We start from the raw sequence: 12,706 nt of genomic DNA, 5'->3' as shown, positions 1-12,706 counted from the left end.
AACGCACGAGGTCCTGGCCGAAGCTGACCATGGCGGGCAGTCGGCACCACGGCCAGGTGGCAGGATGCGCCACCCGGCCCATCGACTCAACAGGCCCTTCGGCCTGGTGGCTGCAGTTCTCGGGTGCCTGATTCTCGCGTGCACTTCGTGCGCCGGCGCCGGCGGCGAAGCAGCCGTGATCCAGCAGGCCGAGCTGGTCGGGGATTGGAGTAGTGCGGCCGGCGCCAGAATGCACGTGTCGGCCGACCACAGCCTGACAGTGAGTGGCATCAACCACGCCGTGCCTGACTACAGTTGTTCTACGAACATCACGGTCGGCAGGTGGCGGTTCTGGGTGCAGGACGGCTCGCCGCAGAGCTTGACAGCCTCGGACTCGGCGACCGAGGGGGAGTCCTTCACGGTGTCGGCGAACACCGGCGATTCGACCAGATGGTGCGACCTCGAAGCACGGGTCCAGCGTGATGGCCGAGGGTTCAGCATCTGTCTCGTCCTGGACCTTGACCAGACATGCACTGTTGAAGAGCTCCTGCGCAAGGACTCGACACAACCCCTCCAAGGCTGCCCGGCCACCGACCCTCCTCCCACCTCTTCGTCCACCGCAGCGCCGCCTGCGCGCAGAACCTCCCACCCGGCGTCGTAGAACGCCTGGCACGCGACGAGGGCTGGGTCGTGCGCCTGTCCCTTACCGAGGACTGCGCACAGACACCTGCCGAGGTTCTGCTCGACATGTGCCGGACGTGGGACGGCTATTCGGCCGCCTGCTTCCCGGAACGCCCCCACTTGCCTTGCCAGAACACCCTGCAGTACACCGACGACGCCGACCCCTCTATGCGCCGACTCGCCCTCGAAGACCCCGCTGCCACGGCGGACCTGGTCGAGAGGTTCAGCCGTGACCCCGACCGCGGTGCGCGCTGGCGGGCCCTACGCGACCCCCGCCTCACTGCACCACGCCACCGCCACCGCCACCGCCACGGCCGCAGTCGCTGACCCGCCCGTCCCGGAGCACGTGATGCACCACCTCCTGGACCGGCAGCCACCAGGCACGACCTGATCAGCTGGGTGTCGGTCAGCAGGGCGGCGGCGATGTGCGTGCCTCGACGCGGTCCCTCCGCAGCTTCCACCGTCGCCGCCGCGATGGGCGGGCCCGCCAGTGCATTCCTCCACGCGATGAAACCAGTGGCCGGCATGGGCTGGAATTGGCACGATGTCCGGCAATGGCCTCCCACTCGTACTCCTTCAACAGTCTTCCGGTCGATCCCATCGCCACCGCCCGCGACGCCTTGAACGGCCTGGCCGTCGGCGACGCCTTCGGAGCCCAGTTCTTCGTCCCCGACAACCTCCCCGCTCTGCGTGCCCAGCAACTGCCCGAAGCGCCCTGGCCATGGACCGACGACACGGAGATGGCCTGCTCCGTCCACCAACTCCTCATGCGACGAGGCGCGGTGGACCAGGATGAACTCGCCCGCTCCTTCGCCGAACGGCACGACTTCGACCGCGGCTACGGTCCTGCGATGAACCGCCTGCTGCGCCTGGTCCGCCAGGGCGGCGACTGGCGTGAACTCGCGGCCGGACTGTTCGACGGTCAGGGCTCCTGGGGCAACGGGGCCGCGATGCGCGTCGCCCCTCTCGGCGCCCGCTACCCAGGCGACCCGGAACACGCAGCCCGGCAGGCTGCCATGTCCGCCGAGGTGACCCACACCCACCCCGAGGCCATCGCCGGGGCCGTCGCGGTCGCCGTCGCCGCCAGCCACGCCGCGGACCGCCGCAGCGAACCCGTGACCGGCCCGGACCTGCTCGCCACCGTTTTGGACCTTGTCCCGCCCAGCCGGGTACGCGACGGCATCGTCGAGGCCCGTACGCTCCTGGACCAGCCACACGTCGAACTCGCCGCCCATCATCTCGGCAACGGCCGCCAGGTCAGCGCCGTCGATACGGTCCCCTTCACCCTCTGGTGCGCCGCCCGCAGTCTGACCGATTACGCGACTGCCCTGTGGACCACTGCAACGGCCGGCGGAGACGTCGACACCACCTGCGCGATCGTCGGCGGCATCGTCGCCTCCCGCGTCGGCACCGAAGGCATCCCCGCCCCCTGGCGCAACAGCACAGAGACCCTGCCCGCTTGGCTGCACGGACGCCAGTCCTGGAACGCCGCCCACACCGCCACCGTGGCCGACCGCCACCCCTGCCCCTGCTGCGGCGACCTCGTCCACGACGAACCGCGCGGCTCGAGCGACATCTGCCCGGTGTGCTTCTGGGAGGACGACCTCTCACAACTGCGCTGGCCGACCACGACCGGTGCCAACCGCGTCTCACTGATCGAAGCGCAGCGCAACGTGCAGCGCTTCGGGGCCTGCGACCAGCGCGGCCTGCGTTTCACCCGCCGCCCACTCCCCGACGAACCACTCGACCCCCTCTGGCGACCGATCGACCCGCAGCAGGACTCGTTCGAGGACCCCCACGACCCCGTACCCTGGCCCGACTACCAGCCGGACCTCTACTGGTGGCGGCCGACGTTCTGGCGGCGCGAACCCAGATGACCGGCAGGCAGGTCGGCCGTCCCGCAAGCTACTGCTCACTGTGGCCCGACCCACCGAAGCTCTTGTCCACTGGCGGGATGCCGCCCCCTCAGGGCCGCGGCTGCCATCGTTCCCAGGAACCCAGGCAGCCCCGGGAGGCGGTCGGCAACCGGTGACCGTCCCGCCGCACGACACGCTCCGGCCCTGTCCGAGAATGATCGTTGACACGGTTGTGACGGTCGGACGGGGGATGAGATGACGACGGGTACGAAGCGGGGCGGGAGGAAGCGGGCGGGGGATCCGGAATATCCCCGCCGCCCGGTGCTGACCGCTTTGTTGGTTCCGGTGGCCGCGCTACTGCCGCTTGTCGGTGGGGTATTGGGGCCGCTGCGCTGGATGCTGGTGCCCTCGATCGTGTTGTGTCTGGGCGGCGTGGTCTGGCTGCTGGTCGCGGTGATGTCGTTGTCTCCTTCCGCCGTGCTGCGGCGGGTGGCCCTGGCGCTGATGTTCGCGCCGATGATCGCCACACCGTTGTGCGCTATGCAGGCGTCCCAGGCCCTGGTCCTGCAGGCACGAGGCGTGTCGGAGTCGGCCGTGATCACACGGATCGAGGTCCACCACGGGAAATCGACCACCTATGACTGCACGCTCCGCTACGACGGTTCCGCCACACCGACCGCCGATGCCATCTCATGCGGTGCAGACGACCGGGTCGGCGAACGCGTACAGGTGGTGCGGGATCCCGGGGGGCTGGTCGATCCGGAATTCGACTGGCGGGTGCGTGCCGCCCGGGCCGATGTCGTGTTTGCCGCCGCGTCGGAGATCGCCTTGATGGTCGTCTCCGTCTTGGCCGTCGCAGTCGGCGCGGTCATCCACATCGTCGGCCTCCGGCGTGCGGGCACAAGCTGCCCAGTCGGCACGGACCTCAGACCCTCCAGCTGAGGCGCTCGCAGGCCCGGTGAAGTCTCGGCCAGAGGCCGTAAGGCGTAAGAGCCCAGTCGCTTTTGGACGCTGCTCTGGACCGAGAACACCGCTACCCAGCTGGCCCAGGGCAGGCCGTAGCGTGACGGCCGGGAACGGCAGGCTAGCTCGCCGGCCCGCCGTGGACGGGGCCATGCTCGGGGTACGACTGCAGACTCGACCACGGCGCGCCGCCGGTACTTCCGGTCAGCTGGGGTCAGTTGCGCTCTCGGTGAGGCCCAGCAGTTCCGCCGTTGCCGCGGTGCGGTGACCGAGGGCGTCGCGCAGGATGAGGGCCGGGTCGGGGTTCTGGTCGGGCAGGCAGTCGAAGAGGAAGTCGGAGTAGGCCTGCAACCACAGGGACTCGCCCAGACGGGAGGGCCCCGGACGAGAGGCCGCCGACGGCTCAGCCGGCACCGGACGGCGACGAATGGTGCGCAGGGCGTTGAGGCAGCGGTTTGTGGCGATGCGGTGCAGCCACGTCCGGACCGAGGAACCGGCCTCGAAGCCGTCCAGGCCGATCCGGGCAGCCAGGAGGAGGTCGCGGCGCTGCGCCTCTACACCGGTGACCGGTGCCAACCGCGGCATCGGACGCGCACTGGTCGAGGCGGTCCTGCGCGGGAAGGCGCGACGCGTCTACGCCGCGACGCGGCAGCCCAGCCTGGTCGGTCACATCCAGCGGCACAGGCCGCACAGATCGAAGCGGTCGCGGAGCAGATCGAGGATCTGGACGTGCTCGTCAACAACGCGGGACTGGCGATCTTCGACGATTTCGGGGACCGTCAGGTGCTGTCACAGCACCTGACGGTCAACTCCTTCGGGCCGGAAGCCGTCACGCAGGCGTTCACGCCTCACCTGCCGCACCTGCGACGGTCGCGCGGGGCCATGGTCAACGTGCTGTCGCTGGCGACGCTCGCGTCGGTGCCGGGATGGCGGGGTACTCGGCTTCCGCGGCCGCGGCGCTCGCGCTCACCCAGACGCTGCGCCTCCAGCTCGCCGCTCAGGGCGTACTGCTCGAACGCGGGAACGCCGCGCTGCCGACCGACCTGCGATGAGCCCGACGGCACCCACAACGGGCCGCGCGCCGACAACGGCCGACCCGCAGTGCAGACCCGTCTTCGCAAGGCTCATAAGGTCCGACACTGCCGCCAGGTCGAGGTCGCCGACACCACGCACGCCCAGGCCGCCCTGCAGAGATCTGTCTCCCTGGCACGCGAGCGGCCCCCGATCGATCTGGGAGCCCGCGTGGCCTCCATCTCTGCCTGCTGTTCAGGCCCGACGTAGTGCGGAGCGGCCCGCGTAGCGTGCCGATTCGCCCAACTCCTCCTCGATCCGGATCAGTTGGTTGTATTTCGCCGTGCGGTCGGAGCGGGAGAGCGAGCCGGTCTTGATCTGACCGCAGCCGGTGGCCACCGCCAGATCCGCGATGGTGGTGTCCTCCGTCTCGCCCGAGCGGTGGGACATGACAGCCGTCCAGCCCGCCTGGTGGGCCGTGGCCACGGCGGCCAGCGCCTCGGTCAGGGTCCCGATCTGATTGACCTTGACCAGGACCGAGTTGCCGACGCCGGTGCGGATACCCTCGCGCAGCAGCGTCTCGTTGGTGCAGAACACGTCGTCGCCGGTGAGCTGGCAGCGGTCGCCGACGCGGGCGGTCAGCTCGCGCCAGCCCTCCAGGTCGTTCTCCGCCATCGGGTCCTCGATGGAGACGACCGGGTAGGCGTCGATGAGCTTGGTCAGGTAGTCGGCGTGCTCGGAGGGGGTGCGGCGGACCCCCTCGCCCGCGTAGTCGTACACCCCGTCGCGGAAGAACTCCGACGACGCCGGGTCCATGACCAGGCCGATGTCCGTGCCGGGGCGGTAGCCGGTGCGCTCGATGGCGGTCATCACGAAGTCGAGCGCCTCCTCGGCGGTACGCAGCGCGGGCGCGAACCCACCCTCGTCGCCGACGCCCGTGGAGTGCCCGGCTGCCAGCAGATCGCGGCGCAGGGTGTGGAAGACCTCGCTGCCCATGCGTACCGCTTCGGCGAAGGTGTCCGCGCCCACGGGCGCGATCATGAACTCCTGGAAATCCAGCGGATTGTCGGCGTGGGCGCCGCCGTTGACGATGTTCATCATCGGCAGCGGCAGGAGGTGGGCGTCGGCGCCGCCGAGGTAGCGGTAGAGGGGCTGGCGGTGGGCCGCGGCGGCGGCCTTGGCGGCGGCGAGGGAGACGCCGAGGATCGCGTTGGCGCCGAGCCGGGACTTCGTGGCGGTGCCGTCGAGGGCGACCAGCGCGGCGTCGAGGCCCGCTTGGTCCGCCGCGTCCCGGCCGCGCACGGACGCCGTGATCTCCCCGTTGACGTGGGCCACCGCGTTGTCGACGCCCTTGCCGTGCCAACGCGCGGAGTCTCCGTCGCGTAGTTCGACGGCCTCCCGGGCCCCGGTGGAGGCGCCGGAGGGGACAGCCGCGCGCCCCAGGGACCCGTCCGCCAGAACGACGTCGACCTCGACCGTGGGGTTGCCCCGGCTGTCGATGATCCGGCGGGCGGTGACGCTCTCGATGCCGGCGTCCACGGTTCCGACTGCCTTTGCGGACATGGGATGTCCTTCCCGTTGTGGTGTGCCGTGGCCCCGGCTGCGACGACGCTGGCGCTGAGCCCGACAACGGCAAACTGTACAGCAATGCTGCTCAGTTTTGCTGTACAGCATTGCTGTGCAGGTCAGGTGCGCAGCCTCGCTGACCAACGGGGTAAAGTGCCCTATGCCCACCTCGGAAGCCGCCGCCATCGCCGTCGAACTGCGCACAGCGATGGGCAAGCTCACCCGACGCGTCAAACACGAGGACCGCATCCCGCTGGGCCAGGCCGCCGTGCTCGGTGCACTCGACCGCAACGGCGCCATGACCACCAGCGACCTCGCCGCCGATCAGCGCGTACGCCCCCAGTCGATGGCCCGGGCGGTGGGGCTTCTCATGGAACAGAACCTGATCACGCGCCGCGCGCACCCCACCGACGGCCGCAAGTCCCTGGTCGAACTGTCGGACGCGGGCCGGGCCGCGCTCGAAGCGGAGCGCGGCCGCCGGGCCGGGTGGCTCGCGCAGGCCATCGAGGCCGAACTCACGGAAGAGGAGCGGGCGTTGCTGGCACGGAGCGCCGCCCTGCTGGAGCGGCTCGCCACGCGCTAGTACCCCGCCAGGCAACGTTCGCTCCGTCGCGACGCCCGGCACGCGCCCCGAACTCTCGGCTTCGAAGCGAACAGGGACGTACCCCCCTTCACCGCACCTGCCGAAGGCCCAAGTGCGCCCACCACGACGACTTCCGCTTCCGGCTCGCCACGTACGTGGCCGACGTCGACATCTCCGCCACGGCCGGGCGTGGTCACCGCGACAGCGGGGCGGGGTAGGGGTACAGGTGTCGGCGGCCGTGTGCCGCGGCGCGCCACAGCAGTGCCGCCGTAGTCATCGAGGGGCATCGCCGCGACTTCGTCGTCGAAGTGGAGGGACGGGTGGTCAGGCGGGCCAGCCGGTCGAGTTGGGCAAGTTCTCGGTCTCCCAGCGTTACCTCAGCCCCCACGAACTCCGTAGCGATTGAGGCGTCCTGGCGGCGCTGATCATCCTGCGTCATTCGGGACGAACACACCTGGCTCGCCGCGTTCATGTCCGAGGCTTGGGACAACCACCCTGACGAGTACGCGGCAGGTGTCGCCGACTCGATCAACAAGGTCTTCAACCCCGTCAAGGACTTCCATGCCGCGGCCGATGTCCTTCATGTAGACGCCGATGCCGCCTGGATGCTGCCGATTTACGGAGGCCGCCGCCTCGTGGCACATCTCAGATCGCTGGGCTGGATGCCGTACGCGCTCCGACCGTCATGAGGCAGGTCCAGGAAGGTCTGATCCTGTCCGCTGGGCGTCGGCGGCGGGAGCTTCAGGATCAGGCGGCTCTACCTTCTTGATCGGGTTGATCGAGCCATTCGTAGGGTTGGGTCGCCCAGGGGTGCTGGGTGTGGCTATCAGGCGGCTGCCGTCTCGTGGCATACGACGCTTCGCCGCCCGGCACCCCACGACGACTCGGCCGCCGATTAGGAAGTGCGAACAAGTCGCTGTGTAGAGCAATGCCGGCGAGGTCGTCTGTGGTACGAGCAGAACGAATACGCACGTCAGGAGCATGATGAGCCGGATATGGGCGGGGATCGACAGCGGCAAGGGCCACCATCACGGCCTTGCTCTGGACGCGGACGGCAAGACGCTGTTGTCGCGGCGGGTCGCCAACGACGAGCCCGAGCTGCTGAAGCTGATCGGTGACATCCTGGACCTGGCTGGCGGCCGTGAGGTCACCTGGGCCATCGACATGACCGGCGGGGAACCCGCGCTGTTGCTGGCCCTGCTGGTCAGCCACGGCCAGGAGGTCCTCTACATGCCCGGCCGACTGGTGAACCGGGCCTCCGACGGCTACCGCGGCGAGGGCAAGACCGACGCCCGTGACGCCTACGTCATCGCCGACCAGGCCAGGATGCGCCGGGACCTGCGGCCCATCCGCCCTGGCGACGAGGCCGCCGTGGAACTCAAGCTGCTGACCGGACGCCGGTCCGACCTGGTCGAGGACCGCACCCGCGTCGTCAACCGCCTGCGCGGCACCCTGCTGAGCATGTTCCCGGCTTTGGAACGAGCCCTGGACGTGACCAACACCGGCCCGCTCAGGCTTCTGACGGGCTACCAGACGCCGCCCGCGATCCGCCGGGCCGGCGTCATGCGGCTGACGAAGTGGCTGGCCAACCGCAAAGTCCGCAACGCGAGAACCCTGGCCGAAGCAGCCGTTGAGGCCGCCGAGCGCCAGCACACCTCCATCCCGGGGGAGAAGATCATCGCGAAGCTGGTCCACACCCTGGCCGAGGAGGTGATGGCCCTCAACGAGCAGATCGCCGAGATGGACAAGCTCATCGAGGGCCGGTTTCGCGAGCACGAACTCGCCGACATCATCCTGAGCGTCCCCGGCATCGGCGCGACCCTCGGTGCCGAGTTCCTCGCAGCCGTCGGCGGCGACCTGGACGAGTTCGACTCTCCGGACGCTCTGGCAGCCTTCGCCGGCGTCGCCCCCGCCCCTCGCGACTCGGGCAAGGTCAGCGGCAACCTCCACCGGCCGATCACCTACCACCGAAGGCTCCAACGCGTCTTCTACACCTCCGCGCTGGTCAGCGTCCGCTACGACCCCAACTCGCGGAAGTTCTACGACCGCAAACGCGCCGAGGGCAAGAAGCATGTCCAGGCCGTGCTCGCCCTCGCCCGCCGACGCGTCAACGTCATCTGGGCCCTGATCCGTGACCGGCGGTGCTACCAAGTCACACCGCCGGTGACCGCAGCCGCTTGACAACAGCATTAGGAAGCGGCGTGGTGAAGTTCGGGGAACCCGCGGCGGCAGCCTTGCGGACGGCTGCCCAGCCGCTACTTCGATGACTTTTCCGCCGCTCCGGCCAGGCGGTTCAGTGTGACGCCGGTCGCGATTCCCTGGGCAATGCGGCCGAAGACGGCGGCTGGATGGGGGCCCCACTGACCGGAAGGCCGGCGAGGGCTCCGAGGTGTGGATCAGGCGCGGCACCGCAGCAGGGTGAGCGGCGGGTTGGCATAGAAGTCCTGCCAGAAGTCACTTCCGAACTTCTCGATCCCGGCCGGTGAGATGGGCAGCGAAATCCATGTGACCTCAGTGAATCCCGCCTCTGTCAGGCACCGCTCGTATGTCTCGCGCTTCGGAGGAGTCGCATCGAAGGAGACCTCTTGACCCGGCAGCAGGGCGGTAATCCTTGTCGGGATACCGTGCTCCGAATCTCCTTCCCTGGCTTCGCAGCGAAATCCGTACTTGTCCAGCGGCGGACCGTCGAAACGGTATTCGGGGTTCTGCGCGAACAGCACGAACGGTGCCCCCGGCTTCACGCTGGCATGGATCGTGCGACACATTTTTTCGACAGCCGTCATGTCGTCGGCGTAGTTGAAAAGCTGTACCGCTACCGCGATGTCGAACGGCTCCTCGGGCTCGGCCAGCTCGGCGACGTCGCCGACGGCATATCGCACACCCAGCGGCTGAGCCTGCTCGATCTTCTCGCCGACCGCGATCATCTCGCCGGAGATGTCGATACAGAAGACATCGGCCGCACCGCGCCGCTTGAACTCGCGGGCGTAGAATCCAGTTCCCCCACCGAAATCGATGACACTCTTGCCGGTGACGTCGCCGACTTCGGCGAGGACGCCAGGAACTTCCCCGTACTGGATGATCGGCAGCGCCTTGAAGCCCTCGAAGGATTCGCCGATCCGGTCGTACTGCTCACGTGCGTTGGCCATGCGTCATTCCCCCTGCGTGTGCGTGTGGTTGTCCGCCTGTTCGGCAGTCTCTACGGGGTCGGCCGTCGCGTCGTATTGGCGTAAACTACAAATATTCCGTCAGTTGACCGGATCCATATACGACGAGGCCCCCGCCGACCGTGGCTTGAGTTCTGGTAATCGTCGGGAGTGGCACTGGGCCCCCGAGCAAAGCCTTCACGCTCTGCGTAGACGGTTTTCGACCGGTCGGAGATGCGCGTGGTCCACGAGACGACCTACAAGGCCCTCTACGTCGAGGGCCGTGGAGAGCTCCGCCGCGAACTGACCAAGGTACTTCGAACCGGCCGGGCCATGCGCCGGCCGCGCCGGCAGTCCGACAAGCGCCGGCCCAGCGCCATCAAGGGCATGGTGATGATCAGCGACCGGCCCGCAGAGGCCTCCGATCGAGCGGTCCTCGGGCACTGGACAGGCGACCTCATCATCGGCAAGGACGGCAAGTCCGCGAACGCCACCCTCGTCGAGCGGGTCACCCGCCACGTGATGCTCGCCCACCTGCCCGCAGGCCACATCCCGGTCTACTTCTGCAACCCAGCCAGCCCCCGGCAGCGGGGACCGAACGAGAACGCCAACCGGCTGCTGCGGCAGTACTTCCCCAACGGCACCGAGCTGACCGTCCACAGCCGCGAGCGGCTGGACGGCGTCGCCGCCAAGCCCCTGGCCGCAGCCAGTTGATCACCCGTGCTGCCACGACTCCTGGAATTCGCCTAGAGGCTGACGGGGGCTTCGACAGGTGCTCAGATCGTTCCCGTCAGCTCTGGTGCCAGCGGTACTTGTCCTGCGGACAGATGTACGCCCTCACCGCCGCGTTGATCATCCGTGCCTGGTCCGTTGTCACGGGGTTGTGCGGGGAGGCGAAACGCCGCTTGGCTGCCGCGATCTCGTCTCGGCCGCCCAGACTCGCGCAGTGCTCACGTCCCCACTGGATCACCTGCTCCGGAGTGGTTCCCAGGAACGCGGGACGTGCTCCCAACATGGCGCTTATGTATCTCTCTCGTACCTCGCCGGTCGGCTCCGGCGGCAGCACGGCACGAGCCGGTGTCGGGGCGAACGGCGGCGCGGACGCGGTGGTCGACGGCTTCCCCATGGTGGGGTCCTTGCCGTGATAGGCGGACGATGGCAACGACGTGTCTCCTTTTCCCGTGCGGCACGCGGAGAGGAGCAGCATGGCGGCTGCGGCTGCCGCCATGGTGATCACTTTCGCTGTGCCGATGGTCATGATGTCCTTCACGCGGGGACGCAGGCCCGGCCCTTCCGGGTAGCTGTAGCGTCTCCCGTTCCTTCGAACGGAGGCCGAGCAGCCCGGGAACGGCCGGACGGCACGATCATTGCTCGGCGGGATCCTCCCACCATCCGCTGATCCGGTACGGCCAGTTCTGGTGAACGACGCTGAGTCTCTGACCTCACTTCTCGCTGTGGTCGTCCACCCGTCCAGTCGGTGATCGGTGTCGTCCATCGGCCGGTACAGGGCCATCCACACCGCGACCGGACATACGGGCTGATGAGGATTCCTGAAATTGGATCTGCCCGCAGAATGTGCTGTTTCCCGGGATCGATGTGCGGGTGGGGCGGGTGAACGGCTCCTCCAGCGTCCTGGTGGTGGATGCGGTGTGGCCGGCTCGTCCGGGCCGGTGCCTCGACTGCGGCGAGCAGGCGAGGCGCGTGCACAGCACGTACCAACACACCCTGAACGAGCGGCCTTTGGACTTTCGCCAGGTCATCGTCCGGCCGCGGGTGCGCCGGCACTTCTGCGACCGGAAGAGCTGGTCCCGCAAGACGTTCGTCGAGCAGGTGCCGGGCCTGTCCGAGCGACGCCGCCGCTCCAGCACCGGGCTGACGGGCTGACTGCGGTCGGATCACGATCGAGCTCGGCGGACGCCCGGCCACCTGGCTGTGCCGACGTCTGCGGATGACCGCGGGCCGGACCCGGCTGCTCAGGCTGCTGAAGGCGGCGACGGTACCGGACCGCGCCCCGCGGGTGCTGTGAGTGGACGAGTTCGCCTTCTGCAAGGGCCGCACTTACAGCACCGTGCTCGTCCACGTCGAGGCCGGCCGCGTCGTGGACCAGCGCGGACAGCTCCTCGAACGTCTCCGCCCTCGCACGTGGGGCATGCCCAATTCCGGAGTTCACCGAGCCTGTCGGCGTTTGGGACGCTCAGCGTCGACGTGGGATGCGCAGCGTCTGTATGAGCTGGGCGAGTTCCTCCCGGAAGAGCTTCTCCGGGCTGGTGGTCTGGGTGTGCATGTGGCCGTAGACCTCCAGTGACACCAGTCCATGCAGGTGCCCCCAGATGCGCAGGGCGAGGGCGACGGCTGCGGGCGGCAAGTCCGGGAAGGCCGGACGCACCTTTTCGAGGAGCCCAGGGTCGAAGTCGGACCAGTCGAAGGCGCTGTCCTGGTAGAGGTGCCGGGCGTGGGGCCAGGCGGCTGCCGCGAGGGCGGTGAGCCCGGTGCAGACCCGGCGAGCGGCATCCGGGGCGGGGCCTCCCTCGGGGGCCTGGTAGCCGGGCACGGGGTCACCGTAGATGAGGCGGAACCCCTGGGGGTTGACCAGGGCCCAGGTCCGGAAGGCGTTGGCCCACGCCTCGATCCGGATGGCTGGATCGGCGGAGGGCGTGGTTTCCCAGGCCGTGTCCACAGCGTCGGCCAAGGCGGTGTACACGTCGTTGATCAGCGTGGTGACCAGGTCGTCCCTGGTCGGGAAGTACCCGTAGATGGCGTTGGCGGTCATGCCCATCTCGCGGGCGATGGCCCGCAGGGTGATGGCGTCCGGCCCGCCCTTGGCCATCAACGCCAGTGCCACCTCCTTGATTTCGGCCGTGGTCTCGGCCCGGAGCCGCTCGCGTCTTCCCCTGCTTCCCGTGGCTGTCACAACCGGCACTCTA

At 68.8% G+C, this 12,706-nt stretch carries 14 protein-coding genes and 2 pseudogenes; 10 read left to right on the top strand and 6 right to left on the bottom strand.

Annotation, left to right across the window (positions count from 1 at the left end; all coding sequences use genetic code 11):
* Window positions 1-288 precede the first annotated feature (288 nt).
* Complete coding sequence (locus AC4OXY_RS06275) at window positions 289-480, bottom strand: hypothetical protein (protein ID WP_362817073.1); 192 nt, start codon at window positions 478-480, stop codon at window positions 289-291.
* Between the two features lie 409 nt (window positions 481-889).
* On the opposite strand from AC4OXY_RS06275, the gene AC4OXY_RS06270 reads away from it, so the two are divergent.
* The 4 genes and pseudogenes from AC4OXY_RS06270 (at window position 890) to AC4OXY_RS06255 (ending at window position 3,458) form a co-directional block, all read left to right on the top strand.
* Window positions 890-1,051 (top strand): hypothetical protein, encoded by a 162-nt coding sequence (locus AC4OXY_RS06270; protein WP_491993377.1) that lies wholly within the window; start codon window positions 890-892, stop codon window positions 1,049-1,051.
* A 163-nt stretch (window positions 1,052-1,214) separates the two neighbouring features.
* A pseudogene (locus tag AC4OXY_RS06265) lies at window positions 1,215-2,126 on the top strand (ADP-ribosylglycohydrolase family protein); the annotation flags it as partial.
* A 39-nt stretch (window positions 2,127-2,165) separates the two neighbouring features.
* A complete protein-coding gene (locus tag AC4OXY_RS06260) occupies window positions 2,166-2,537 on the top strand; it encodes a CPCC family cysteine-rich protein (RefSeq protein WP_491994797.1) in 372 nt (123 codons plus the stop codon).
* Between the two features lie 234 nt (window positions 2,538-2,771).
* Entirely contained in the window at window positions 2,772-3,458 is a 687-nt protein-coding gene (locus AC4OXY_RS06255; RefSeq protein ID WP_491993376.1) for a hypothetical protein, read from the top strand.
* A 225-nt stretch (window positions 3,459-3,683) separates the two neighbouring features.
* Here AC4OXY_RS06255 and AC4OXY_RS06250 read toward each other — a convergent pair whose 3' ends face one another.
* Window positions 3,684-4,055, bottom strand: coding sequence for a sigma-70 family RNA polymerase sigma factor family protein (locus AC4OXY_RS06250; protein ID WP_402070764.1), 372 nt, complete (start codon window positions 4,053-4,055; stop codon window positions 3,684-3,686).
* On the opposite strand from AC4OXY_RS06250, the gene AC4OXY_RS06245 reads away from it, so the two are divergent.
* Window positions 3,948-4,760 carry an SDR family NAD(P)-dependent oxidoreductase gene (locus AC4OXY_RS06245; RefSeq protein WP_491993375.1) on the top strand — a complete coding sequence of 271 codons (813 nt, stop codon included), beginning with the start codon at window positions 3,948-3,950 and terminating at the stop codon, window positions 4,758-4,760. The two genes, AC4OXY_RS06250 and AC4OXY_RS06245, sit on opposite strands and share 108 nt — an antisense overlap.
* On the opposite strand, the gene eno is transcribed toward AC4OXY_RS06245, so the two are convergent.
* The gene (gene eno, locus AC4OXY_RS06240; RefSeq protein WP_376292406.1) at window positions 4,746-6,053 is read right to left on the bottom strand and encodes a phosphopyruvate hydratase; all 1,308 of its coding nucleotides are present in this window, start codon (window positions 6,051-6,053) and stop codon (window positions 4,746-4,748) included. The genes AC4OXY_RS06245 and eno overlap by 15 nt on opposite strands.
* Window positions 6,054-6,216: 163 nt before the next feature.
* Between eno and AC4OXY_RS06235 the strand changes: the two genes are divergently transcribed.
* The 3 genes from AC4OXY_RS06235 to AC4OXY_RS06225 all read left to right on the top strand — a co-directional run bounded on the left by AC4OXY_RS06235 (window position 6,217) and on the right by AC4OXY_RS06225 (window position 8,820).
* The gene (locus tag AC4OXY_RS06235) at window positions 6,217-6,639 is read left to right on the top strand and encodes a MarR family winged helix-turn-helix transcriptional regulator (protein WP_356038240.1); all 423 of its coding nucleotides are present in this window, start codon (window positions 6,217-6,219) and stop codon (window positions 6,637-6,639) included.
* Between the two features lie 470 nt (window positions 6,640-7,109).
* Window positions 7,110-7,328: a hypothetical protein gene (locus tag AC4OXY_RS06230; RefSeq protein ID WP_356038242.1), complete on the top strand. Its 219-nt coding sequence runs from the start codon at window positions 7,110-7,112 to the stop codon at window positions 7,326-7,328.
* A gap of 295 nt (window positions 7,329-7,623) precedes the next feature.
* Window positions 7,624-8,820, top strand: coding sequence for an IS110 family RNA-guided transposase (locus AC4OXY_RS06225; RefSeq protein ID WP_491994612.1), 1,197 nt, complete (start codon window positions 7,624-7,626; stop codon window positions 8,818-8,820).
* Between the two features lie 215 nt (window positions 8,821-9,035).
* Here AC4OXY_RS06225 and AC4OXY_RS06220 read toward each other — a convergent pair whose 3' ends face one another.
* A complete protein-coding gene (locus AC4OXY_RS06220; RefSeq protein WP_491993374.1) occupies window positions 9,036-9,785 on the bottom strand; it encodes a class I SAM-dependent methyltransferase in 750 nt (249 codons plus the stop codon).
* 175 nt (window positions 9,786-9,960) lie between these two features.
* On the opposite strand from AC4OXY_RS06220, the pseudogene AC4OXY_RS06215 reads away from it, so the two are divergent.
* A pseudogene (locus AC4OXY_RS06215) lies at window positions 9,961-10,469 on the top strand (IS30 family transposase); the annotation flags it as partial.
* Window positions 10,470-10,572: 103 nt separating this feature from the next.
* Here the strand turns inward: AC4OXY_RS06215 and AC4OXY_RS06210 are convergent.
* Entirely contained in the window at window positions 10,573-11,052 is a 480-nt protein-coding gene (locus AC4OXY_RS06210) for a DUF732 domain-containing protein (RefSeq protein ID WP_491993373.1), read from the bottom strand.
* A gap of 341 nt (window positions 11,053-11,393) precedes the next feature.
* Here AC4OXY_RS06210 and AC4OXY_RS06205 point away from each other — a divergent pair, with 341 nt between their 5' ends.
* Window positions 11,394-11,666, top strand: a complete 273-nt coding sequence (locus AC4OXY_RS06205) for a hypothetical protein (protein WP_491993372.1) — start codon at window positions 11,394-11,396, stop codon at window positions 11,664-11,666.
* Between the two features lie 310 nt (window positions 11,667-11,976).
* On the opposite strand, the gene AC4OXY_RS06200 is transcribed toward AC4OXY_RS06205, so the two are convergent.
* A complete protein-coding gene (locus tag AC4OXY_RS06200; RefSeq protein WP_491993371.1) occupies window positions 11,977-12,693 on the bottom strand; it encodes a TetR/AcrR family transcriptional regulator in 717 nt (238 codons plus the stop codon).
* Between the last annotated feature and the right edge of the window lie 13 nt (window positions 12,694-12,706).

Source organism: Streptomyces sp. HUAS MG56, assembly GCF_058673395.1.
The sequence above is the reverse complement of the archived record's forward strand: the minus strand, read 5'-3'. Positions and strand labels throughout refer to the sequence as shown.